Source organism: Streptomyces sp. NPDC057939 (assembly GCF_042887545.1).
Classification (GTDB): domain Bacteria; phylum Actinomycetota; class Actinomycetes; order Streptomycetales; family Streptomycetaceae; genus Streptomyces.
This window is the reverse complement of sequence record NZ_JBHVPG010000035.1, coordinates 69606-92707: the sequence shown is the minus strand read 5'-3', so window position 1 is coordinate 92707 and position 23102 is coordinate 69606. Positions and strand designations below refer to the sequence as shown.

General features: G+C 72.1%; 20 protein-coding genes. 7 read left to right on the top strand and 13 right to left on the bottom strand.

Annotated elements, in window-relative coordinates; translation table 11 throughout:
* On the top strand, window positions 1–246 hold a 246-nt coding region (locus tag ACFVS6_RS29950; RefSeq protein ID WP_389708692.1), incomplete at its 5' end, for a hypothetical protein.
* Between the two features lie 208 nt (window positions 247–454).
* On the opposite strand, the gene ACFVS6_RS29945 is transcribed toward ACFVS6_RS29950, so the two are convergent.
* The 3 genes from ACFVS6_RS29945 to thyX all read right to left on the bottom strand — a co-directional run bounded on the left by ACFVS6_RS29945 (window position 455) and on the right by thyX (window position 4125).
* Complete coding sequence (locus ACFVS6_RS29945) at window positions 455–2140, bottom strand: ribonuclease J (RefSeq protein ID WP_389708690.1); 1686 nt, start codon at window positions 2138–2140, stop codon at window positions 455–457.
* A gap of 115 nt (window positions 2141–2255) precedes the next feature.
* Window positions 2256–3155 (bottom strand): 4-hydroxy-tetrahydrodipicolinate synthase, encoded by a 900-nt coding sequence (dapA, locus tag ACFVS6_RS29940; RefSeq protein ID WP_389708688.1) that lies wholly within the window; start codon window positions 3153–3155, stop codon window positions 2256–2258.
* A gap of 229 nt (window positions 3156–3384) precedes the next feature.
* The gene (gene thyX / locus ACFVS6_RS29935) at window positions 3385–4125 is read right to left on the bottom strand and encodes an FAD-dependent thymidylate synthase (RefSeq protein ID WP_389708687.1); all 741 of its coding nucleotides are present in this window, start codon (window positions 4123–4125) and stop codon (window positions 3385–3387) included.
* A gap of 236 nt (window positions 4126–4361) precedes the next feature.
* On the opposite strand from thyX, the gene ACFVS6_RS29930 reads away from it, so the two are divergent.
* Together ACFVS6_RS29930 and ACFVS6_RS29925 are read left to right on the top strand one after the other, a co-directional pair.
* Complete coding sequence (locus ACFVS6_RS29930; protein ID WP_389708685.1) at window positions 4362–4601, top strand: hypothetical protein; 240 nt, start codon at window positions 4362–4364, stop codon at window positions 4599–4601.
* Between the two features lie 48 nt (window positions 4602–4649).
* The gene (locus ACFVS6_RS29925) at window positions 4650–5204 is read left to right on the top strand and encodes a PH domain-containing protein (RefSeq protein WP_389708683.1); all 555 of its coding nucleotides are present in this window, start codon (window positions 4650–4652) and stop codon (window positions 5202–5204) included.
* A 37-nt stretch (window positions 5205–5241) separates the two neighbouring features.
* Here ACFVS6_RS29925 and ACFVS6_RS29920 read toward each other — a convergent pair whose 3' ends face one another.
* The 6 genes from ACFVS6_RS29920 to eccD all read right to left on the bottom strand — a co-directional run bounded on the left by ACFVS6_RS29920 (window position 5242) and on the right by eccD (window position 12395).
* On the bottom strand, window positions 5242–5694 hold the full coding sequence (locus tag ACFVS6_RS29920; protein ID WP_389708681.1) for a hypothetical protein: 453 nt from the start codon (window positions 5692–5694) through the stop codon (window positions 5242–5244).
* A gap of 15 nt (window positions 5695–5709) precedes the next feature.
* Window positions 5710–6462: a 4-hydroxy-tetrahydrodipicolinate reductase gene (gene dapB, locus ACFVS6_RS29915; protein WP_389708679.1), complete on the bottom strand. Its 753-nt coding sequence runs from the start codon at window positions 6460–6462 to the stop codon at window positions 5710–5712.
* A 58-nt stretch (window positions 6463–6520) separates the two neighbouring features.
* Entirely contained in the window at window positions 6521–7900 is a 1380-nt protein-coding gene (locus ACFVS6_RS29910; RefSeq protein WP_389708677.1) for a M16 family metallopeptidase, read from the bottom strand.
* Window positions 7897–10119 carry a polyribonucleotide nucleotidyltransferase gene (locus ACFVS6_RS29905; protein WP_389708698.1) on the bottom strand — a complete coding sequence of 741 codons (2223 nt, stop codon included), beginning with the start codon at window positions 10117–10119 and terminating at the stop codon, window positions 7897–7899. The genes ACFVS6_RS29910 and ACFVS6_RS29905 overlap by 4 nt, the downstream gene beginning before the upstream one ends.
* Window positions 10120–10405: 286 nt before the next feature.
* Window positions 10406–10693, bottom strand: coding sequence for a 30S ribosomal protein S15 (rpsO, locus tag ACFVS6_RS29900; RefSeq protein ID WP_267011887.1), 288 nt, complete (start codon window positions 10691–10693; stop codon window positions 10406–10408).
* Window positions 10694–10877: 184 nt separating this feature from the next.
* A complete protein-coding gene (gene eccD, locus ACFVS6_RS29895; RefSeq protein ID WP_389708675.1) occupies window positions 10878–12395 on the bottom strand; it encodes a type VII secretion integral membrane protein EccD in 1518 nt (505 codons plus the stop codon).
* A 200-nt stretch (window positions 12396–12595) separates the two neighbouring features.
* Between eccD and eccCa the strand changes: the two genes are divergently transcribed.
* Window positions 12596–16588, top strand: coding sequence for a type VII secretion protein EccCa (gene eccCa, locus ACFVS6_RS29890; RefSeq protein ID WP_389708673.1), 3993 nt, complete (start codon window positions 12596–12598; stop codon window positions 16586–16588).
* A gap of 98 nt (window positions 16589–16686) precedes the next feature.
* Window positions 16687–16920: a DUF397 domain-containing protein gene (locus tag ACFVS6_RS29885; RefSeq protein WP_266573624.1), complete on the top strand. Its 234-nt coding sequence runs from the start codon at window positions 16687–16689 to the stop codon at window positions 16918–16920.
* Window positions 16921–16998: 78 nt separating this feature from the next.
* On the opposite strand, the gene ACFVS6_RS29880 is transcribed toward ACFVS6_RS29885, so the two are convergent.
* The 4 genes from ACFVS6_RS29880 to eccB all read right to left on the bottom strand — a co-directional run bounded on the left by ACFVS6_RS29880 (window position 16999) and on the right by eccB (window position 20649).
* Window positions 16999–17307, bottom strand: coding sequence for a WXG100 family type VII secretion target (locus ACFVS6_RS29880; protein WP_389708671.1), 309 nt, complete (start codon window positions 17305–17307; stop codon window positions 16999–17001).
* A 58-nt stretch (window positions 17308–17365) separates the two neighbouring features.
* On the bottom strand, window positions 17366–17695 hold the full coding sequence (locus tag ACFVS6_RS29875; protein WP_389708669.1) for a WXG100 family type VII secretion target: 330 nt from the start codon (window positions 17693–17695) through the stop codon (window positions 17366–17368).
* An 81-nt stretch (window positions 17696–17776) separates the two neighbouring features.
* On the bottom strand, window positions 17777–19105 hold the full coding sequence (mycP, locus tag ACFVS6_RS29870) for a type VII secretion-associated serine protease mycosin (RefSeq protein ID WP_389708667.1): 1329 nt from the start codon (window positions 19103–19105) through the stop codon (window positions 17777–17779).
* The gene (eccB, locus tag ACFVS6_RS29865) at window positions 19102–20649 is read right to left on the bottom strand and encodes a type VII secretion protein EccB (protein ID WP_389708666.1); all 1548 of its coding nucleotides are present in this window, start codon (window positions 20647–20649) and stop codon (window positions 19102–19104) included. Before eccB ends, mycP begins: the two co-directional genes overlap by 4 nt.
* 276 nt (window positions 20650–20925) lie before the next feature.
* On the opposite strand from eccB, the gene eccE reads away from it, so the two are divergent.
* Window positions 20926–22161, top strand: coding sequence for a type VII secretion protein EccE (eccE, locus tag ACFVS6_RS29860; RefSeq protein WP_389708696.1), 1236 nt, complete (start codon window positions 20926–20928; stop codon window positions 22159–22161).
* A 17-nt stretch (window positions 22162–22178) separates the two neighbouring features.
* A complete protein-coding gene (locus ACFVS6_RS29855) occupies window positions 22179–22916 on the top strand; it encodes a hypothetical protein (RefSeq protein ID WP_389708664.1) in 738 nt (245 codons plus the stop codon).
* The last annotated feature ends 186 nt before the right edge of the window (window positions 22917–23102 follow it).

Genomic DNA, 23102 nt, shown 5'->3' with positions numbered 1-23102 from the left:
TATCAACTTTTGGCGTTGATTTTTGGCACGCTGTTGAGTTCTCAAGGAACGGACGCTTCCTTTGTACTCACCCTCTCGGGCTTTCCTCCGGGCTTTCGTTCTGTTGTTCTTGCGTTTCCGACTCTATCAGACTCTCTCGGGCCCGATTTCCTCGGTGCTTTCCAGATCCTGCGCTTTCGCGCTTTCTCTTTCCGGCGATTCCGACTCTATCAGATTCATTTCCGTGTCGTTTCCGACCCGATTTGAATTCCGATGGCCTTCGGAGGGCCTTTCCCTTTCGGGCGGATCAGACTTTATCAGGTTTCCCCGGGTCTTCGATCCCACCCGCTCGCAGGCCGGTCCGGGCGCACGTGTGTGCTCGGGGCCCTGCGAGGTGGAGACGTAAACGTACTGGAGCGGGGCCCCCGGATGCAAATCCGGTTGCCCCGCTCCGGTGTGGTCGCTACGGGCGAGGTCAGACCTCGACCACGACCGGGAGGATCATCGGGCGCCGGCGGTAGCCGTCCGAGACCCACTTGCCCATGGTGCGGCGGATGAGCTGCTGGATCTGGTGCGGCTCGGCCACGCCGTCGGCGGCGGCGCGCGCGATGGCTTCCTCGATCTTCGGCAGGATCGCCGCGAAGGCGGAGTCCTCGATGCCGGAGCCGCGGGCCTGGATGTTCGGGCCGGTCACGACCTTGCCCGTGGTGCTGTCCACCACGACGAAGACCGAGATGATGCCCTCGTCGCCGAGGATGCGCCGGTCCTTGAGGGAGGCCTCGGTGACGTCGCCGACCGAGAGGCCGTCGACGTAGACGTAGCCGGCCTGGACCTTGCCCGAGATGCGGGCCTTGCCGTCGATCAGGTCGACGACCACGCCGTCCTCGGCGATGACGATGCGGTCCTTGGGGACACCCGTCATCGCGCCGAGCTCCGCGTTGGCGCGCAGGTGGCGCCATTCGCCGTGGACCGGCATGAGGTTCCGCGGCTTGCAGATGTTGTAGAAGTACAGCAGCTCGCCGGCGGAGGCGTGACCGGAGACGTGCACCTTGGCGTTGCCCTTGTGCACGACGTTCGCGCCCCAGCGGGTCAGGCCGTTGATCACGCGGTAGACCGCGTTCTCGTTGCCCGGGATCAGGGACGACGCCAGGATCACGGTGTCGCCGGGGACGATCCGGATCTGGTGGTCGCGGTTGGCCATGCGGGACAGGGCCGCCATCGGCTCGCCCTGCGAACCCGTGCAGACCAGCACGACCTCGTCGTCCGGCAGGTCGTCGAGGGTCTTGACGTCGACGACGAGGCCGGCCGGAACCCGGAGGTAGCCCAGGTCACGGGCGATGCCCATGTTGCGGACCATCGAACGGCCGACGAACGCGACCCGGCGGCCGTACTCGTGGGCGGCGTCCAGGATCTGCTGGATGCGGTGCACGTGGCTCGCGAACGAGGCCACGATGATCCGCTTCTGCGCGCTCGCGAAGACGCCGCGGATGGCGTTCGAGATGTCGCGCTCCGGCGGGACGAAGCCCGGGACCTCGGCGTTCGTGGAGTCGGAGAGGAGGAGGTCGATGCCCTCCTCGCTCAGCCGCGCGAAGGCGTGGAGGTCGGTCAGACGGTTGTCCAGCGGCAGCTGGTCCATCTTGAAGTCGCCCGTGCAGACGACCATGCCGGCGCCGGTGCGGATGGCCACGGCCAGGGCGTCCGGGATGGAGTGGTTGACGGCGATGAACTCGCAGTCGAACGGGCCCAGGCCCTCGCGCTCGCCCTCCTTCACCTCAAGGGTGTAGGGGCGGATGCGGTGCTCCTGGAGCTTCGCCTCGATGAGGGCGAGGGTCAGCTTGGAGCCGATCAGCGGGATGTCCGGCTTCTCCCGGAGGAGGTACGGGACGGCGCCGATGTGGTCCTCGTGGCCGTGCGTGAGGACGATGCCCTCGATGTCGTCGAGGCGGTCCCGGATGGACGTGAAGTCCGGCAGGATCAGGTCGATGCCCGGCTGCTCCTCCTCGGGGAAGAGGACGCCGCAGTCGACGATCAGCAGGCGACCGTCGAACTCGAAGACGGTCATGTTTCGGCCGATCTCACCGAGACCGCCCAGCGGGGTGACCCGGAGGCCGCCCTTCGGGAGCTTCGGCGGCGGACCGAGTTCAGGGTGCGGGTGGCTCAAAAGTTTCTCCTTCACCACGCGCGCCACGTACCCCTCAAGGCACGTGGCGCGCATGTCATTCGTGCACTTTGCGTTCGTCTTCGTGGTCTTGCTTATTGAGTTGTGAAGTCTGTTGTCAGAGCTGTACCCCACCCGCGGCAAGATCGATCTTGAGCTGGGCCGTCTCTTCGGCGGACAGCTCGACCAGCGGGAGTCGCAGCGGGCCCGCGGGCAGACCCTGCAGGTTCAGTGCGCCCTTGGTGGTCATCACGCCCTGGGTGCGGAACATGCCGGTGAAGACGGGGAGCAGCTTCTGGTGGATCTCGGTGGCCTTCTGCACGTCGCCGCCCAGGTGGGCCTCGAGCATGGCGCGCAGCTCGGGGGTGACCACGTGGCCGACGACGGAGACGAAGCCGACCGCGCCGATCGACAGGAGCGGCAGGTTCAGCATGTCGTCGCCCGAGTACCAGGCCAGGCCGCTCTGTGCGATGGCCCAGCCGGCGCGGCCGAGGTCGCCCTTGGCGTCCTTGTTGGCAACGATACGGGGGTGCTCGGCCAGCCGGACCAGGGTTTCGGTATTGATCGGAACGCCGCTGCGGCCGGGGATGTCGTAGAGCATGACCGGCAGCCCGGTCGCGTCCGCGATGGCCGTGAAGTGCCGGCGCAGGCCCTCCTGGGACGGCTTGCTGTAGTAGGGAGTGACGGCGAGCAGGCCGTGGGCGCCGGTGCGCTCGGCCTCGCGGGCCAGCTCCAGGGTGTGGCGGGTGTCGTTCGTACCGATGCCGGCGACGACGTGGGCGCGGTCGCCGACCGCCTCGAGTACGGCTCGTACGAGGTCGTTTTTCTCCGCGTCGGTGGTCGTGGGCGACTCACCGGTGGTGCCGTTGATGATCAGGCCGTCGTTGCCTGCGTCCACCAGATGGACGGCGAGACGCTGCGCGCCGTCGAGGTCAAGTGCGCCATCCGCCGTGAACGGCGTGATCATGGCGGTGAGGACCCGCCCGAAGGGGGTCTGCGGAGTCGAGATCGGAGCCATGGGTAACACGCTACTCGCTGCCACGCTCGCGGTGTCCCCTCGGGTGACGTCAACAGGGGGAACCTCCGAGTCGCGGCCCCCGGGGGTTGTTGGATCCCGGCACTGCCTGCTCGGGGGTTCAAGCAGTGCCGGGTCCGTTTGATCAGCCTAGATGAACTTTACGAAACGCCGCAATACGGACACTTGGGACTTGTCTCCGTACATGTGTACGCCGCTCGTGCATCGAGCCTTACGGGGCAACGCGGCCGTTGCCGTTGAAGGCCGCGTAGGTCAGCGGCATGAGCTGCGCCCAGTGCTGCTCCATCTTCTCGCCGACCATCTCGATCTCCCGCTGCGGGAAGGACGGGACCGCGGCGAGCTCGTGCTGGGTGCGCAGACCGAGGAAGTGCATGAGCGAGCGGGCGTTGCAGGTGGCGTACATCGAGGAGAACAGGCCGACCGGCAGGACCGAACGGGCGACCTCGCGCGCCACGCCCGCCGCCAGCATCTCCTGGTACGCCTCGTAGGCCTGGCGGTACGAGTCCTCCATGACCCGGCCCGTCAGCTCCTGCTGGGCCTCGGTGCCCTCGACGAAGACGTACTTGCCGGGGCGGCCCTCCTGGACGAGCTTGCGCTCGGCGTCCGGGACGTAGAAGACGGGCTGGAGCTCCCTGTAGCGGCCGGACTCCTCGTTGTAGGACCAGCCCACGCGGTGTCGCATGAACTCGCGGAACACGAAGATCGGGGCGCTGATGAAGAAGGTCATCGAGTTGTGCTCGAAGGGGCTGCCGTGGCGGTCGCGCATCAGGTAGTTGATGAGGCCCTTGGAGCGCTCCGGGTCCTTCTGGAGCTCCTCCAGGGACTGCTCGCCGGCCGTGGAGACGCGGGCTGCCCACAGCACGTCGGAGTCGGCGGCGGAGTGCTTCACCAGCTCCACCGTCACCTCACTACGGAAGCTGGGTTTCAGGTCTGAAGCAGCGGTCTCGCTCACACGGGGTCCTTCCGAACGGTCTTACCTGGGGCGGGCCCACTCTACGGCGCGCGGGGTGGGTCCCCGCGCAGCCGAAGGGGGCGCCGGGGTCCCCCGAACAGCTGACGGGATGCCAAGTTTTTTGGTTGATGTCCCGATTTCAGGCACCGATCGGGGAGTTCGTACGTCCTACAGGGAGAACCCGTTCCGTCCCGCCCCCCGGCCTCCGGGCCCTGATCGTGAGGAGAGTCGCTCCCATGTTTCGCCGGCGCGAACCCGTCCCGTTCGCCTTCGTCGCCGAGGCCGACCGTTTCCGCAGTAACGTCACTCCGCCGCCGCGCGAGCGTCTGAGCAAGACCCAGTTGGCCGCCCGTAGTCTGGTCGGACTGACCGTGGTGGCGGGGCTCGTCGGCTCGTTGCTCTTCGGCATGCCCGCACTGCAGCCGTACGAGGCGACCGGGAAGGCGCAGCAGTCCCAGGCGTCCGAAGGACGGTAGCCTCACGGGCACTGCCCAATCGAACGTGCACGTGAGTGAGGTCCTGCCGTGCCCCTGCCCTTCTTGACGGCCGACGGCGTTTTCGACGCACATGAGGACGAAGCCCTCCCCCACGCGGATCCGGAGCGCTGGCGCCGGCCCTACCGGCCCGGTCCCTGGCGGGTGGCCGGTTCGGCCGTCCTGCTCCTGCTGGCGGCCTTCATGCTGCTGGCCACGATGATCATCGCCTTCGCCGGGACGTGGTTGGGGGCGGGCATCGCCCTGGCCGCCTCGCTCGTCGTCGTCGGCTCCGCGCTGCGGATGCTCCGTACGGGCGTCTGGGTCAGCCCGCACGGGCTGCGACGGGTCGGGTTCTTCCGGACCCGCTCGATCGCCTGGAGCCAGATCGACTCCATCCGGACGGTCCAGCAGCCGGTGCGCTGGCTGGGCCTTCCCCGGACCGTCCAGGGTCAGGCGCTGACCGTGGCCGGCCGCTCCGGTTCGGAGCTGCCGGTGCTGCTGACCGACCACAACGCCGACTTCCTGTCCCGGGGCGAGGCCTTCGACCGGGCCGCCGGGGCGCTGGAGGCGTGGGCGCAGGAGTACCGGCCCGTACCGGCCTGACGCGCCGGGCGTCGCCGCCGGAAAGCCCGTACGGGGATCAGACCCGTGCGGGCTTTCCCGTGTGCAGGGCGATGGCGCGCTGCATCGCCTTGCGGGCCCGCGGCGTGTCGCGGGCGTCGTGGTAGGCGACGGCGAGGCGGAACCAACTGCGCCAGTCCCCCGGCGCGTCCTCGGTCTCGGCCTTGCGGCGCGCGAAGACCTCGTCGGCGGAGTCCCGCAGGATCCGGCCGTACTCGTCCCGTTCCAACTCGTCCACCGGCAGGCCGCCCTCGGCCTCCAGCTCGGTCGCGAGCTGGTTGGCCCGGGTGACGAACTGGGTGTTCTTCCAGAGGAACCACACGCCGATGACCGGGAGGATCAGCACGGCCACGCCGAAGGTGACGGTGATCCAGGTGCCCTGCCGGAGCAGCATCAGGCCCCGGCTGCCGACCAGGACGAAGTAGACGACCAGGACGGCGGCCGTGATGAAGTAGGTGATCTTCGCGCGCATGGGACTACTGCCTCATCAGCCGAGGTCGAGGAAGTTTTCCAGGCCGAAGGTGAGGCCCGGGGTCTGCGTCACGCGGCGTACGCCGAGCAGGATGCCCGGCATGAAGCTGCTGTGGTGCAGGGAGTCGTGACGGATGGTGAGGGTCTCGCCCTCGCTGCCGAGCAGTACCTCCTGGTGGGCCAGCAGGCCCCGCAGGCGCACCGCGTGCACCGGAACCCCGTCGACGTCCGCGCCGCGGGCGCCGTCGAGGGCGGTGGTGGTGGCGTCGGGTTGTGCGCCGAGGCCGGCCTCGGCGCGGGCGGCCGCGATGAGCTGCGCCGTACGGGTCGCCGTGCCGGAGGGCGCGTCGACCTTGTTCGGGTGGTGCAGTTCGACCACTTCGACGGATTCGAAGTAGCGGGCGGCCTGGGACGCGAACTTCATGGTGAGGACGGCGCCGATGGAGAAGTTCGGGGCGATGAGCACTCCCGTCCCCGGAGAGCCGGCCAGCCAGGTGTTCAGCTGTCCGAGGCGGTCCTCGGTCCAGCCGGTGGTGCCGACCACGCCGTGGATGCCGTGGCGGACGAGGAAGTCCAGGTTCTCCATGACGGAGTCGGGCGTGGTCAGCTCGACCACGACCTGGGCGCCGGCCTCGGCCACCGTCTCCAGCTTGTCGCCGCGGCCGAGGGCCGCCACCAGCTCCATGTCCTCGGCGGCCTCGACGGCCTTGACCGCCTCGGAGCCGATGCGGCCCCGGGCGCCGAGGACCGCCACGCGCAGCTTGCTCATGTTCCGTCCTTAAGTGTGTGCAGCCTTGTTACGGGTACGGGCCGGGGCCCGTACGGAGCTAGGCCACCGCTTCGTCGAGGCGGGCGGCCTGCTTCTCCTTCAGCGGCCCGATCACCGCGAGGGAGGGACGCTGTGCCAGCACGTCCGCGGCGACCGCGCGGACGTCGTCCGGGGTCACGGCGGCGATCCGGGCCAGCATGTCGTCGACGGACATCTGGTCGCCCCAGCAGAGCTCGCTCTTGCCGATGCGGTTCATGATCGCGCCGGTGTCCTCCAGTCCGAGGACGGTGGAGCCGGAGAGCTGGCCGATGGCGCGGCGGATCTCGTCGTCGTCGAGCCCGTCGGCGGCGACCATGTCGAGCTCGTCGCGGCAGATCCGCAGGACGTCGTGAACCTGGCTGGGTCGGCAGCCCGCGTAGACGCCGAAGAGGCCGGTGTCGGCGAAGCCCGAGGTGTACGAGTACACGCTGTAGGCCAGGCCGCGCTTCTCGCGGACCTCCTGGAAGAGCCGGGAGGACATGCCTCCGCCGAGGGCGGTGTTGAGGACGCCCAGGGCCCAGCGGCGTTCGTCGGTGCGGGCGAGGCCCGGCATGCCGAGGACGACGTGCGCCTGCTCGGTCCTGCGGTTGACGAGTTCGACCTGGCCGGAAGTACGGATCCGCTTGGTTCCGGTGCGCGGGCCCACGGGTTCGGCGTCGGTGCGGGTGAGCGCGCCGGCCTTCTCGAAGGCGGCGCGGACCTGGCGCACGACCTTGTTGTGGTCGACGTTGCCGGCCGCGGCGACGACCAGGCGGGTCGGATCGTAGTGCTTCTTGTAGAAGCGGCGGATCCGGTCGGCGCCGAGGGCGTTGATCGTGTCGACGGTGCCGAGGACGGGGCGGCCGAGCGGCGAGTCCCCGTACATGGTCCGGGCGAACAGGTCGTGGACCACGTCGCCCGGGTCGTCCTCGGTCATCGCGATCTCTTCGAGGATGACGCCGCGCTCGGCGACGACGTCCTCCTCGCGGATCAGCGAGCCGGTGAGCATGTCGCAGACCACGTCGATGGCCAGCGGCAGGTCGGTGTCGAGCACCCGTGCGTAGTAACAGGTGTACTCCTTCGCCGTGAAGGCGTTCATCTCTCCGCCGACCGCGTCGATCGCGGAGGAGATGTCGAGGGCACTGCGCTTCTCGGTGCCCTTGAAGAGGAGGTGCTCCAGGTAGTGGGTGGCGCCGTTGAGCGTGGGCGTCTCGTCCCGGGAGCCCACGTTCGCCCAGATGCCGAAGGTGGCGGAGCGGACGGAGGGCAGCGTCTCGGTGACGATGCGCAGTCCGCCGGGGAGGACGGTGCGTCGGACGGTGCCGATGCCGTTCTGCCCCTTGAGCAGGGTTTGGGTACGGGCGACGGCCCGCCCCTCCGAAGAGGGGCGGGCCGTCACACGGGAACTACGCGACGTCACTTGTCGGAGTCGTCCTTGTCAGCGTCGTCACCGGCGGCCTCGCCGTCGATCACGGGGATCAGGGACAGCTTGCCGCGCTGGTCGATCTCGGCGATCTCGACCTGCACCTTGGTGCCGACCGCGAGCACGTCCTCGACGTTCTCCACGCGCTTGCCACCGGCGAGCTTGCGGATCTGCGAGATGTGCAGCAGGCCGTCCTTGCCGGGCATGAGGGAGACGAAGGCACCGAAGGTGGTGGTCTTGACGACCGTACCCAGGTACCGCTCGCCGACCTCCGGCATGGTCGGGTTGGCGATCGCGTTGATCGTGGCGCGGGCGGCCTCGGCGGCCGGGCCGTCGGAGGCACCGATGTAGATGGTGCCGTCGTCCTCGATCGTGATCTCGGCGCCGGTGTCCTCCTGGATCTGGTTGATCATCTTGCCCTTGGGGCCGATGACCTCACCGATCTTGTCCACCGGGATCTTGACGGTGATGATCCGCGGGGCGTTCGGGGACATCTCGTCCGGCGTGTCGATCGCTTCCATCATCACGTCGAGGATGTGGAGGCGGGCGTCACGGGCCTGCGTCAGGGCCGCGGCCAGGACGGAGGCGGGGATGCCGTCGAGCTTGGTGTCCAGCTGGAGCGCGGTGACGAACTCCTTGGTGCCGGCGACCTTGAAGTCCATGTCGCCGAACGCGTCCTCCGCACCGAGGATGTCGGTGAGGGCGACGTAGTGGGTCTTGCCGTCGATCTCCTGGGAGATCAGGCCCATGGCGATACCGGCGACGGGGGCCTTGAGGGGCACACCGGCGTTCAGCAGCGACATGGTGGAGGCGCAGACCGAGCCCATGGACGTCGAACCGTTGGAGCCGAGGGCCTCGGACACCTGACGGATCGCGTAGGGGAACTCCTCGCGGGTCGGGAGGACCGGCACGATCGCGCGCTCGGCGAGCGCGCCGTGGCCGATCTCGCGGCGCTTCGGCGAACCGACGCGGCCGGTCTCGCCGACGGAGTACGGCGGGAAGTTGTAGTTGTGCATGTAGCGCTTGCGGGTCACCGGGGAGAGGGTGTCCAACTGCTGCTCCATGCGGAGCATGTTGAGGGTGGTGACGCCCAGGATCTGGGTCTCGCCACGCTCGAACAGCGCCGAGCCGTGCACGCGCGGGATGGCCTCGACCTCGGCGGCGAGGGTACGGATGTCCGTGAGCCCGCGGCCGTCGATGCGGACCTTGTCCTTGATCACGCGCTCGCGGACCACGGCCTTGGTGAGGCTGCGGTAGGCGGCGGAGATCTCCTTCTCACGACCCTCGAAGGCCGGGAGGAGCTTCGCGGCGGCGATGTCTTTGACGCGGTCCAGCTCGGCCTCGCGCTCCTGCTTGCCCGCGATGGTCAGCGCCTGGGTGAGCTCGCCCTTGACCGCGGCCGAGAGGGCCTCGAACACGTCGTCCTGGTAGTCCAGGAAGACCGGGAACTCGCCCTCGGGCTTGGCGGCCTTGGCGGCCAGGTCGGCCTGGGCCTTGCAGAGGACCTTGATGAAGGGCTTCGCGGCGTCCAGACCGGAGGCGACGATCTCCTCGGTCGGCGCCTCGGCGCCGCCCTTGACGAGGGCGATGGTCTTCTCGGTGGCCTCGGCCTCGACCATCATGATCGCGACGTCGCCGTCTTCGAGGGTGCGGCCCGCGACGACCATGTCGAAGACCGCGTCCTCGAGCTCGGTGTGCGTCGGGAAGGCCACCCACTGGCCGCGGATCAGCGCGACGCGGACGCCGCCGATCGGGCCGGAGAAGGGCAGGCCGGCCAGCTGGGTGGACGCGGACGCGGCGTTGATCGCGACGACGTCGTACAGGTGGTCGGGGTTGAGCGCCATGATCGTCGCGACGACCTGGATCTCGTTGCGCAGGCCCTTCTTGAAGGACGGGCGCAGCGGGCGGTCGATCAGGCGGCAGGTGAGGATCGCGTCCTCGGAGGGCCGGCCCTCGCGACGGAAGAAGGAGCCGGGGATCTTGCCGGCCGCGTACTGCCGCTCCTCGACGTCCACCGTCAGGGGGAAGAAGTCGAGCTGGTCCTTGGGCTTCTTCGACGCGGTGGTGGCGGACAGCACCATCGTGTCGTCGTCCAGGTAGGCAACGGCGGAGCCGGCGGCCTGGCGGGCCAGACGGCCCGTCTCGAAGCGGATGGTGCGGGTGCCGAAGGAACCGTTGTCAATGACGGCCTCGGCGTAGTGGGTCTCGTTCTCCACTAGCGTTTTCTCCATTTTCGTCGTCTCCGTCCGCCACCCGTGTGGTGGTGGACGGTTTCGGAGAAGCGCTCCTGGCGTGCGGGCCGGTCTTCGATCGAAGCACCCGGTTCTGAGCCCCGTCGCGGGGCTTTCCGGATACCACTACCGAGGACCGGCGGCGTAGGGAGGGCGCTCCTCCTCTTCCTCTTGTGCGCTGTTTCCAGACTACAAAGCGTCCGGTACGTCGCGCACGTACAGCAAAGGGAGCGGCCCCATCGTTGTGGGGTCCGCTCCCTTCACAGCGTCTTTACTTGGCGCCGGCCGCACCGCGACGGATGCCGAGGCGCTCGACCAGCGCACGGAAGCGCTGGATGTCCTTCTTGGCCAGGTACTGCAGCAGGCGGCGGCGCTGGCCGACCAGGATCAGCAGACCACGACGGGAGTGGTGGTCGTGCTTGTGGGTCTTGAGGTGCTCGGTCAGGTCCGAGATGCGGCGGGACAGCATCGCGACCTGGACCTCGGGGGAGCCGGTGTCGCCCTCCTTGGCACCAAACTCTGCGATGAGCTGCTTCTTCACTGCGGCGTCGAGCGGCACGCGTACTCCTCGTAATAGGTCTTCGTTGCCATCGAGTGCCCCAGGTCGAATTCTCTGGGGATCTTCCGTGACTCGGGAGGCGGGGTCCGCTGAGCGCAGTCCACAGACCCTCTGTCGAGAGATCCGGGGGACGCGTACACAAACGGCCGTCACACAGCGTACCAGGCGTGCGGGTCTCGCCGTCTCAGCCGGTGAGAGCGCGGGCGCGGTCGTGGACGTCGAGCACGGCCAGGGTCAGCGGGACCAGGCTGAGCAGTACCGCCGCCTCGGTGAGGTCGAGCAGCCGTCCCCAGAAGGGTGACAGGCCCTTGCGGGGGATGACAAGCGCAATTCCCGTGAGGAGGGTCGCGCCGGCGGCGACGGCGGCGGCGAGGCGGAGCGTACGGAGGTCCCTGTCGCCGCTCCGGTGGGGCTCGGGGAGCTCCTGGAGCAGGCCGTCGGGGGCGTGCACGGCCAGGGCCAGGACGATCAGGCCGATCGCGGCGGTGCCCGCGGTCAGGGCGCAGACGACCTGTGCGGTGCGGCGGAAGAGGCGGGCCCGCAGGAGCATCGCGAGTCCGGTGGCGAGGGCGAGCAGTCGGGCCCACGGATCGCCCGAGGCCCCGAGGACGGCCGCGGAGGCGACGGTGACGGCCGCGCAGCCGCCGAGCAGGCCGAGGAGCAGTTCGTGTCCCCGGCGGGCCCGGGCGGCGATGAGGTCGGCGTCGAGGGGGCCAGCCGGGGCGGGGCCGGTGGCGCCGGAACCGTACGGATCGGTGTCGGGGCGGTCCGGGGTGGTGGCGTACCCGGCGCCCTCGGCGCCCTCGGTCGCGCTTCGGGGGGCCGCGTAGCCGATGGGCAGCCGGGCGGAACGGGCGGCGAGGGACGGGAGGAAGGCGACGAGCCCGATGGCGACGGGGGCGCAGACGGCGGCGCCGGCGGTCGCGGAGGCCCCGGTGGTGAGGACGGCGAACGCGGCGAGGCCGCCGGTGGCGGCCAGCAGGGAGGCGGCCACGAAGGGGGCGTCGCCCTGCGGGGTGAGGGCGACCAGGGCGGCGGAGGCGACGAGGACGCAGACGCAGCCGAGGAGGAACTGGAGGCGGCCCGGTCCGGCGCCGGGTCCGGGGGCGACGAGGCCCGCGCCCGCGATCATGAGGAGCGGGAGGGCGCCCAGGCCGAGGACGACGGCGCAGGCCCGGTCGCGGTGGACGCGGGCGCGCGCCCCGGCCGCGGCGGTGAGGACGAGGCCCAGGGCTCCGGCGACGAGGGCGGGCAGCCCGTGCACGTCGTGGCGGACCGGGTCGGCGTACCAGAGGACGAGGGCGAGCAGGGCGAGGAGCAGGGCGGCGCCGGCCAGGCCCGCGCCGCGCAACATGTCGTCGTTCCAGCGGTGGCGGTCGCGGACGACGGCGGAGGCGACGGCGTCGCAGACGTCGTCGAACACGGCGGGCGGCAGCGACTCGGCGAAGGGACGGAGGCTGAGCACCTCGCCGTCGACGACGTGCTGGGCCGCGAGGGTGCGGGCGCCGTCGAGGACGGCGCCGGAGCGGCGCACGAGGTGGAAGCCGGTGGGGGCGCCGACGGGCTGGGGCGGGCGGGTGAGGCGCAGCAGTTCGGGGTACACGTCGGCGACGGCGATGTCCTCCGGAAGGGCGACGTCGACGCGGCTGTCGGGAGCCACGACGGTGACCCTGCGGAATCCCGTCGCCCCGGCCGTACTCACCTGTGTGACCCCCTTTTCCGGCGCCTCGCTGCGGGCCCCGGTTCGGGGTCCGCGCGTACTGCGGGCGTCACCCTAACCGGGCCGTCGGCGGCCGTCCGGCCACTAGGATCACCGGCCCGCGGCGGAATTCCCCTTCCGCGAGCGGGACTTGGGGGCGCCGGTCGTGGCGGCCCGGCCGTCGTCAAGGGACTGGTGCTCCGGTGAGCCAGATCGTCGTCAAACGCCCGCCCCGGTCGCTGCCGCCGGAAGTTCCCTCGGAAGAGGTGCGGTTGGAGCCGCCTCCGGTACTGCCGCGGGGGCAGGAGGAGGGCGTGTTGATGCAGCTCCTGCCGATGCTCGGGATGGGGTCGTCGGTCGTGTTCTTCTTCCTGCCGACCGGTGGGCCCTTCATGAAGGTGATGGGCGTGCTGATGCTGGTGTCCACGGTGGCCATGGTCATCGCCCAGTTGGTGCGCCACCGGCGCGGTACGCAGGGGCGGATGGCGGACGTGCGCCGGGACTACCTGGCGCACCTCGCGCGGACGCGCCGTCGGGTGCGCGGCGCCGCGCGGGCGCAGCGCGACGCACAGCTGTACCTGCACCCGGCGCCGGAGCAGTTGTGGGCGGTGGTGGCGGGCGGGTCCCGGGTGTGGGAACGGCGGCCCGGGGACGCGGACTTCGGGCAGGCCCGGCTGGGGCTGGGCCCGCAGCGCCCCGCGTCCGCGCCGGTGGCGCCGGAGACGGCGCCGGTGGACGATCTGGAGCCGCTGGCGGCGGGCGCGCTGCAGCGCTTCCTGGAGGTGCACTCCTGCCTGGACGGGCTGCCGGTGGCGGTGTCGGTGCGGGCGTTCTACCACCTGACGGTGTCGGGGGACGCCGGGGCCGCGCGCGGGACCGCGCGGGCGTTGGTGGCGCAGCTGGTGACGCTGCACTCCCCCGACGACCTGGTGGTGGCGGTGGTGGCCGCCGGGGATGCGGCGCCGCTGTGGGACTGGACGAAGTGGCTGCCGCACGCGCAGCTGCCGGGCCATTTCGACGGCGCCGGTACGAGGCGGCTGTTCGACGACGACCTGGGTGGGTTGGAGGGGCTGCTGGCGTCCCGGCTGGAGGGGCGGCCGCGGTTCGGCCGGGACGCCTCGCCCCTGCTGGACCGGCCGCACCTGGTGGTGGTCCTCGACGGGGCGACGGTGGCGCCGGACTCGGCGTTCGCGGCGGCGGAGGGCCTGCAGGGCGTGACCGTCGTGGAGGTGGTCGCGGGCGAGCTGGACGAGCCGCGCGGCGGTCTGTCGGTCGTGGTCCGGCCGGGGCTGCTGCGCCTGGTGGCGGGTACGGGGGACGCGTACGAGGGCGTCCCGGACGTGCTGTCGTTGCCCGCGGCGGAGGCCATGGCCCGGCAGCTGGCGCCGCTGCGCACGGACGGTGGTGACGACGACGAGCCCCTGCTGGCGAACCTGGACTTCACCGACCTGTTGGACCTGGGCGACGCCGCCGGCATCGACGTGGCGCGGACCTGGCGCCCCCGTTCGGCCGGCGACCGGCTGCGGGTGCCCATCGGCGTGGGCGAGGACGGCGCGCCGGTGATGCTGGACCTGAAGGAGGCCGCACAGGAGGGCATGGGCCCGCACGGGCTGTGCGTGGGGGCGACGGGTTCGGGCAAGTCGGAGCTGCTGCGGACGCTGGTGCTGGGGCTGGCGGTGACGCACGACTCGCAGACGCTGAACTTCGTCCTGGCGGACTTCAAGGGTGGTGCGACGTTCACCGGCATGGGGCGGCTGCCGCACGTGGCCGCCGTCATCACGAACCTCGCGGACGATCTGACGCTGGTCGACCGGATGGCCGACTCGATCGGCGGTGAGCTCCAGCGGCGTCAGGAGCTGCTGCGTTCGGCCGGCAACCACGCGAACCTCCACGACTACGAGCGGGCCCGTGCGGCCGGTGCGCCGCTGGAGCCGCTGGCCTCGCTGGTCCTGGTGATCGACGAGTTCTCCGAGCTGCTGACGGCGAAGCCCGACTTCATCGACATGTTCGTGCGGATCGGCCGCATCGGGCGTTCGCTGGGCGTGCACCTGCTGCTGGCCTCGCAGCGGCTGGAGGAGGGCAAGCTGCGGGGGCTGGACACGTACCTGTCGTACCGGATCGGTCTGCGGACCTTCTCGGCGGCGGAGTCGCGGACGGCGCTCGGTGTGCCGGACGCCTACCACCTGCCGTCGCTGCCCGGTTCGGGGTACCTGAAGTCCGGTACGGACGGGATGACCCGCTTCAAGGCGGCGTACGTCTCGGGTGCCCACCGCGCCGCCGGCCCGGTGCCCGTGGCGGGGCCGTTCCCGGCGGTGCGGCGGCCCGCGCCGTTCACGGCGGGTCCGGTGGCGGTGGCGTACGCGGACCCGGAGCCGGCGGGTGCGGTGGCTGCGGATGCGGATGCGGATGCGGTGGATCGGGCGCCCCGGGCGGATCCGGCCGGGGACGACGCGCCGGGCGACACGGTGCTGGACGTGATCGTCGGACGGCTGGAGGGGCAGGGGGTGCCCGCGCACCAGGTGTGGCTGCCGCCGCTGGACCAGGCTCCCCCGCTGGACCGACTGCTGCCCGCCCTGGCGGTGGACGACGGGCGGGGGCTGCACGCGCGGGGGTACGACCGGCCGGGCGGGCTGGTGGTGCCGCTCGGCCTGGTCGACAAGCCCTTCGAGCAGCGGCGCGAGGTGCTGCTGCGGGACTTCTCGGGGGCGACGGGGCACCTGTTGGTGGTGGGCGGGCCCCGGTCGGGCAAGTCGACGCTCGTGCGGACGCTGATCTCCTCGTTCGCACTCACGCACACCCCGCGCGAGGTGCAGTTCTACGGGCTGGACTTCGGCGGTGGCGCCCTGGCGTCGATCGCGGAGCTGCCGCACGTGGGCGGGATCGCCTCACGCCTCGACCCGGAGCGGGTGCGGCGGACGGTCGCGGAGGTGGTGGGCGTCCTCGGCCGGCGCGAGGAGTTCTTCCGGGCGAACGGCATCGACTCCGTGGACGGGTACCGGCGCCGGCGCGCTGCGGGCGAGCTGCCCGACGAGGCCTGGGGCGACGTCTTCCTCGTCATCGACGGCTGGGGCGGCTTCCGCGGGGAGTACGAGGGCCTGGAGCCGGTGGTCACGGACATCGCGTCCCGGGGGCTGGGATTCGGCATCCACGTGGTGGTCACCGCGTCCCGGTACATGGAGGTCCGCCCGGCGCTGAAGGACCAGATGCCGGGCCGGCTGGAGCTGCGGCTCGGCGACGTCATGGACTCCGAGTTCGACCGGCGGGTCGCGGCGAACGTACCGGCGGGCGTACCGGGGCGCGGGCAGGTCCCGGAGAAGCTGCATTTCCTGGGGGCCCTGCCGCGGATCGACGGGGGCCACGGCACGGACGACCTTGCGGAGGGGACGGCGGCCCTCGTGGCGGCGGTGCGATCGGGCTGGGCGGGGCCGCCGGCTCCCGCCGTACGGCTGCTGCCGAGGTCGCTGCCCGCGGACCGGTTGCCCAAGGGCGGGGATTTCCCCGAGCGCGGCATCGCGATCGGCGTCGGCGAGACGGACCTGGAGCCGGTGTTCGTCGACTTCGCGTCGGACCCGTTCTTCCTGGTGTTCGGCGAGAGCGAGTCGGGCCGGACGAACCTGCTGCGCCTCATCGCCCACCAGATCGCCGACCGGTACACCCCGGACGAGGCGAAGCTGGTCGTCGGGGACTACCGGCGCGGGCTGCTCGGCGCCCTCCCGGAGGAGCACCTGCTGGAGTACGCGCCGACGACGGACTCGCTGCACCTGCACATGGAGGCCCTGGTCGGGGTGTTCGCGCGGCGCCGGCCACCTGCGGACGTCACCCCGCGGCAGTTGCGGGACCGCAGCTGGTGGACGGGCCCGGACGTGTTCGTCATCGTCGACGACTACGACCTGGTGGCCACCGGCCAGGGCAATCCGCTGGCGCCGCTCACGGAGTTCCTGCCCTTCGCCCGGGACACCGGTGTCCGGTTCGTCATCGCGCGCAACTCGGCGGGGGCCTCGCGCGCGCTGTACGAACCGTTCATGCAGCGGATCAAGGAGTTGGGAGCGCAGGGCGTGGTGCTGTCGGGCGATCCGTCGGAGGGGGATCTGCTCGGCACGGTCCGGCCGCGCCCGATGCTCCCCGGTCGGGGCCACTTCGTCCCGCGCCGGCGCGGCACCTCGCTGGTGCAGCTCGGGCGGATGCCCGGGCTGTAGCGGGGATCACCCGGAAAACCGCACCCGGGAGCCGCGTTCCGCCGATAATCGGCAGCGAAGAGCCGAGCAGCACCGCACGACCGAGGGAAAGGCCGCACATGGGCACCCAGCAGGAGAAGGACGAGCTGTACGCGCTCGACATCAGCGGCGTCGAGTGGCAGGGCCCTCCGGGGACCAGCCCGGACGAGGAGCGGGTCGAGATCGCCAAGCTGCCCGAGGGCGCGGTGGCCATGCGGTCCTCGCTGGACCGGGAGACCGTGCTGCGCTACACGGCCGCCGAGTGGGAGGCCTTCGTGCTGGGCGCGCGGGACGGGGAGTTCGACCTCACCTGAGGTCCGGCGCGGACGGGGACCCGCGACACGGGGGCGCGCCCGGTGCGGGTGCGCCCCTTCGTCCGCCGGGTGCGGGGTTCAGTAGGCCTCGGTGAACAGGCGCGAGGCCTTCAGGTCGGTGGCGCGGTAGTCGCCCTTGCCCTGCTCGATGAGCCGGGCGACGGACTCCAACTGCCTCCGCATGTGGTCGGCCCTGCGGTGGTACTTCGTCTGGAGCGCGACGTACTCCAGGTGCGCCTCGCCGTCCCAGGTGTCGGTGACCACCTTCACGGCCTGCTCCATCTCGGCCAGGTCCTTGACGATGTTGTTCGAGACGGTCCTGATGCGGTCCGCCATCTGCTGGACGCTGTCGTACCGGACCCGGGTGTAGCCGTCGGTGCCGGACATGTTCTTCTCCTTCGGGCGGTGGGTTGCTGGAGGTGCGGGGGCCGGGCGGGCGCCGGGGTCAGACGCCGTTCAGGCCGGACGGGCCGCCGGGGGTGATCGTCCCGAACACCGAACGGACCTCCTCGTCCTGCGCGTTGGTGAGGTTCTTGGTCTGCGCGACCGCGTGGTGCAGGACGCCGAGCAGGCGGCGGATCTCGTCGTGGTCGATGTTGAGGTCCGCCTGCGCCTTCTTGAACCCCTCCGCGCCGGCGCCGGTCCAGCCCGCGCCGGCGGTGGCGAGGATGTCGGCCAGTTCCCGGGACTGGGTGGTCACGGCGTTGGCCGTCTCGGAGATCTTGTTGGCGGCCCTGACGACCGGATCGTCGGCCAGTCCGAAGGTGTTCGTCATCCGAAGCTCCTCGCTCCTCGTTTTCCTTGCGGGGGTGTGACGGGCCCGCCGGGCGCACCGCGCGGCACGCCGCGCGGGGATTCATCGCGAGCGGGTCGGGCGGGTTCGGGAATCGCGGACCACGGTCGCCGTCCCGGCGATGACGGCCACGAGGAGCCCGCCCGCGCCGAGCCCGTACGTCCCGAGCCGCACCTCGCGCTCCTGCGCCGCCCCGGTCGGGCCCGGCGGCGCCGCCTGCGGGGCGGGGGCCGGCGGCAGGCCGGGGTCCGGGCCTGCGGGTCCGGGCGGTGCGAGGTCCCGGGTGACGGCGCGCACCGGGTCGACGACCCCCCAACCGACCTGGTCGTCACGGCCGTTGACGCCGCGCTCGGCCGTGCTCTGGATCTGCCGGACCACCTCCCCGGCGGTCCACCCGGGGTGCTCGGCGCGCAGCAGGGCGGCGACGCCCGCGACCCAGGGCGCGGAGAAGCTGGTGCCGCTGTCGACGCACTGACCGGAGCCGGGGACCGTGGAGACCATGTCGACGCCGGGGGCGGCGACCCCGATGAAGTCGCCGGGCTGGGAGAAGGCGGCGCGTTCGTTGTTGCGGTCGGAGGCGGCCACGGCGAGGACCCCGGGGAAGGCGGCCGGGTAGGTCCTGCGCCCGTGTCCGGCCAGGCCGTCGTTGCCGGCCGAGGCGACGACCACGACGTTCTCGTCCAGGGCCCGCCGGACGGCCCGGGCCAGGTCGGAATCGGCGGTGAGGGGTGCGTCGGTGTCCTGGGAGATGTTGACGACGTGGGCGCCCGCGGCGACGGCGTGGTCGATCGCCCGGGCGAGGGTGGCCGCCTTGCCGTTGCCCCGACCGTCGTTGTGCCGGATCGGGATGACGGTGGCCTCGGGGGCGAGGCCGACGAAGCCGGTGCCCCGCCGGGGGCGGGCCGCGATGAGTCCGGCGACCTTGGTGCCGTGCCCGACGGTGTCGTTCGTGCCGTCGCCGCCCTTCGGATCGACGAAGTCCCGACCGGCGGCGGTGTCGAGGGCGCCGGCGAGCTGCGGGTTGATCCGGTCCACCCCGGTGTCGATGACCGCGACGCGCACGCCCTTGCCCTTCGTCCCGGCCCACAAGGCGTCGAGGAGGAGCCGCTGGAGGGCCCACGGCCGCTCGGCGATCTGCCGCTTCATGGGGAAGGTGCACTCGCCCGTGCCGTCGAGGCGGAGGCCGAGGCCGTGTCCGTGCGCATGCCCGCCCAGGTGCCGGTGCCCACCCTCGGGTCCGCGCTCGTGCTCGTACGTGGGCTGCGGCGCGGGCGTTCCCGCCGTGCCGCACGCCACGAGGAGCCCGCAGGTGGTCACCAGGCGGGCGGCGCGCGCGAGCAGCGCGCGGGGCGGACCGGGCGGCGGGGTCCGTCGCACGGACGGCGTCTTCATGAACCCTGCGTCCGACGCGCGGAGTTGATGTCCAGGCGCGGCCCCTTGGACAGGAACTCCGACCAGGTGATCGGCACCGGGACCGGAACCACGTCGGCGTAGCCGAGTCGCACCTGGGCCTGACCGGGCCCGGCCCGCCCGACCCCGGCCCCGATGCCGCCCGCGTCGCCGCCGCCGCCGGCCTGGACCGCGTAGCGCAGACCGGTGTCGGTGACCAGGAACAGGGTGCCGCCGGCCGTGGCCTGTCGGCCTTGGACCTGCGTGTAGAGGAGGCCGGAGCCGGGGGTGACGTAGGAGCCGGTGCCGCTCGCGGTGATGTCGACCGGGAATCCGGGGCCCGCCCAGGTGCTCAGGGTCGGGCCGCCGTGGGCGTCGACGGAGCGCAGGACGTTGCAGACTGTGTCGCGCCGCGCGCCTGCCCGTACCCCGCCCGGGGCGGCGTCGACCCGGTTGACCTGGGCGCCCCGGTGGCGCGGCCATCGCGTCCGCGCCCCGAAGGGCGTGGCGTCGGGGTTCAGGGACTGGAGGTCGACCTCGCGGGCCCGGCCGCGCATGTCGAGGGCGTCGGTGGCGGGCGCGGCGATCAGCAGCCGGGCGACGAACTCGGTGACGGGCGCGACCCGGCCGGGCAGGACGACGTAGTACTCGGTGCCGGAGCCGGTCTGGGCGCTCAGGACCATGCCGACCCGGTCGTCCCCCGCGGCCAGGCCCCGGACACCGGCCTTCGCGCCGGGGGTGCCGGGCAGGCGGGGGAAGCCGAGGCCGTCACCGGAGCCGAGGGTGGCCAGCCACTGTTCGGTGACGGGCTGGGGAGTGGCCCCGGTGCCGACCAGGGCCGTGGTCAGGGTGCCCGCTTCCGGTCCTCCCTCGGGGAACGCGTACTTGGTGCCCGTCGCGTCGACCAGGTACCGCTCCTTGGCGGCGCCGGTGCTGCGGACGTACAGCACCTGCCCCTCGGTGGTGCGGCGCGCGCCGTCCAGCAGGCCCGCCTCGCGGTCGGCGAGGACGAAGACGGCGCTCTGCACGCCCTCGCCGTTGCCTCCGGGCCGCTGGCAGACGGCCCAGCGCTTGCTCCTCCCCGCGTCCTTCCCGTCGGGCAGTCGGTCGGGGGCGTAGGGGATGCCGATGATGGGTCCCCGCGGTGGCCTGCCCGCGTCCAACACCTTGTCCTCGACGTGGACGACCTTGAACTTCCGCGGATCGAGGAGGAGTCGGGCCGAGGCCAGGTTCAGCACCGGGTGCAGCCTCGGCCGGCTCCCGCCGGCGGCCTCGGTGGAGAGGACCACGTAGCGCGTCGTCGACTGCTTCCCGACGATGACCCGCGCGCCGGGCTCGTTCCACCCCTTGGGTGCCTGCGGTCGGAACATGCCCCAGGCCCCGAAGCCGACCAGCACGAGGGCGCCGACGATCAGGGAGGGGAGCACCGCGCGCAGTGGCCTGGGGGCGCCCTCCTCGCTCCCGGTGGCGGAGGGCTGGAGGAACGCGGCCACCGTGCGACGCTTCGCAAACGTGTACGCATTGAACTCGTCGCGTCGTGATGCCAAGACCGCCTGCTCCCCCCACGTCGCCCGGTCCGCGCGCCCGACCCGGGCCCCGACTCACGGACCGGGCCCCTACTATGCCCCTTGACGGGGAGACGTCCCGGCGGCGACAGCTGCCGGACCCTCCCCCGGGCTCGACAATTCGGCTTTTGACAGGGTGATTTGAGGGGGGCCGGGGTGGAGCGGCAGCGGCCGCACCGCACTGGAATCCCCTGTTCCACCCGTTGCGGAGGGGGAGGTACGCGTGTGGGAGCCGGCGTGACGCGGCCGCGCGGGGACATGGCCGCAGCCTCGCACGAAGGGGTGACACCGCGTCCGGTGTCGAGCCCCGGGAAGTGCGGCCCGTTCCGATTGCAACAACTCGTGCTCCTCCAGCTGGCGTGTGCGGCGCCGCTGGTGGCACGGGTCCTGGCACCGATCCTGTTGGTGCCCGCCGGCGCGGTGGCCCTGGCCCTGGTGCTCCTCGCGGTCGTGCGACGCCACCGGCTCCCCCTCCCCGAGTGGCTCGGCGGCGTCCTCGCGCTGCGGGCCCGCCGCCGTCGGGCCGCCGCCTGGACCGCCGGGGCCGAGCCGGGGGCGGCGTCCGCGGTGGAGGCCGATCCGGCGCTGCGGACGCTGACGTACGGCGGCCACGATCGGCGGCCGGTCGGGATGGTCGGCGACGGCACCTTCCTGACGGCGGTGCTCCGGGTGGACGCGGACGCCACCGCGCTACGGGCGGACCGGACGGCGCACCCCCTGCCCCTGGCCGCCGTGCGGGACGTCCTCGAAGTGGACGGGATCCGGCTGGAGTCGGCCCAGCTGGTGCAGCACACCCGGCCCGCGCCGGCGCCACACCTGCCGGCCGATTCGGTGGCGGCCCGCTCCTACGCCCCGCTCCAGGCCCTGACGGGCACCCCTGCCGTACGGCTGACCTGGATCGCGCTGAAGCTCGACCCGCAACGGTGCCCGGAGGCGGTCACCGCGCGCGGCGGCGGGTTAAAGGGGGCGCAGCGCTGCCTGGTGCGGGTGGCCGACCAGTTGGCGAGCCGGTTGGCCGGGCACGGGTTCCGGGCCGAGGTGTTGACGGAACAGGAGCTGACGTCGGCGCTGGCCACGTCCGCCTGCGCGAACCCGACGCCCCTCGCCCGGTCCGGGCGTCAGGCCGGCGCGGGCCGCCGTACGGAGGAGACCGCCCGCGCCTGGCGCTGCGACGACCGGCAGCACACCACGTACTGGCTGCGTCGCTGGCCCCTGCTGGGCGGCCCGGGGGCGCAGCTCCCGCAGTTCGTGGCGCTGCTGACCGCGCTGCCCGCCCTCGCCATCAACTTCAGCCTCACGATGGCCCCGGCAGGGCGGCGGGGCGTGACGCTGACCGGGCACGTCCGGGTGACGGGGCGCGGCGACCGGGACCTGGCCGTCGCGTGCCGCGCGTTGGAGCGGACCGCGCGCGGCGTACGGGCCGGGCTGGTGCGGCTCGACCGGGAGCAGGTGCCGGGGCTGCTCGCGTCGCTGCCGCTGGGAGGCACCCGGTGAGGGGCTGGTCACGACCTTTGACGGCACGGCCGTTCGCGGCGGGACTGTTCGGAGCGGGACGGGGCGGCTTCGGATTGCCGGCCCCGCGCCGGGAGCGGCACGTCGTCACGGCGGCGGAGCTGGACCTCCTGGCGGTGCCCGTCGGGGACGACGGGGTCGTCATCGGCGAGGACGCGGAGGGCCGTCCGGCGGTGCTCGGCGTCAACCGCCCCACCCCGTACGAGATCACGCTGATCGGCGGCCTGTGGACGGCACAGGTGCTGGCCCTGCGCACGGCCGCCGCGGGAGCCCGGGTCGCGGTGGAGACCGGGCGCGGGCCCGCGTGGGCGGACCTGGCCCGGGAGGCGGGCGCCGGGCAGACGTGCGTCACCCTGCACGAGGTGGGACGCGTACCGCCGCAGGGCGCTTCGGCGGGCAGTCCCGTACTGGTGGTCCGCGACTGCGGGATGCGGCCGCCGCGGGGTCGGGTGGCGGCGGGCGCCTGGCAGTCCGTGCTGACCCTGCTGCCGTACCTGAGCCCGACGGCCCCCCGGCTGCTGCGGGGTTCCGCGCTGGTGGGGGTGCAACGGGTGTCGCCGGACGAGGCGGCACGGATCGGCGAACTGATGCTGCTGCCGCGGTCGGTGGTGGAGGCGCTGCCCACGCTGGGCGACGCCGTGACGCTGTGGTGCACTTCCCGGGACCGGAAGTTCGTACTGACCCGGGGGACGCGGGAGGAGACGGCCCTGTTCGGGGCGGCCCGTCGCGTCGACTGACCGGGGCGGGGCGCCCGGCGGGCGGTGACGGTTGCTCAGGGCTCTGGCTCCCTGTAGGCAGGACTCCGGGGGCGCCACCTCGCGGGATATTGCGGGCCGGCCGCGATTAGGCTGAGCGCGGGGCGCGGCGTCGAGTGTCGAAAGTCGAGTGTCGAGTTGGGCGCCCGACCGTGTTGACAGACCAGG

Excerpts from the sequence above, each read along its gene's own strand:
- dapA (WP_389708688.1), bottom strand. The coding sequence starts at position 3,155 with ATGGCTCCGATCTCGACTCCGCAGACCCCCTTCGGGCGGGTCCTCACC.
- ACFVS6_RS29930 (WP_389708685.1), top strand. The coding sequence starts at position 4,362 with ATGTTTCGCCGGCGCGAACCCGTCCCGTTCGCCTTCGTCGCCGAGGCC.
- ACFVS6_RS29920 (WP_389708681.1), bottom strand. The coding sequence starts at position 5,694 with ATGCGCGCGAAGATCACCTACTTCATCACGGCCGCCGTCCTGGTCGTC.
- dapB (WP_389708679.1), bottom strand. The coding sequence starts at position 6,462 with ATGAGCAAGCTGCGCGTGGCGGTCCTCGGCGCCCGGGGCCGCATCGGC.
- ACFVS6_RS29885 (WP_266573624.1), top strand. The coding sequence starts at position 16,687 with ATGGGCACCCAGCAGGAGAAGGACGAGCTGTACGCGCTCGACATCAGC.
- ACFVS6_RS29880 (WP_389708671.1), bottom strand. The coding sequence starts at position 17,307 with ATGTCCGGCACCGACGGCTACACCCGGGTCCGGTACGACAGCGTCCAG.
- ACFVS6_RS29875 (WP_389708669.1), bottom strand. The coding sequence starts at position 17,695 with ATGACGAACACCTTCGGACTGGCCGACGATCCGGTCGTCAGGGCCGCC.
- mycP (WP_389708667.1), bottom strand. The coding sequence starts at position 19,105 with ATGAAGACGCCGTCCGTGCGACGGACCCCGCCGCCCGGTCCGCCCCGC.
- eccE (WP_389708696.1), top strand. The coding sequence starts at position 20,926 with ATGGCCGCAGCCTCGCACGAAGGGGTGACACCGCGTCCGGTGTCGAGC.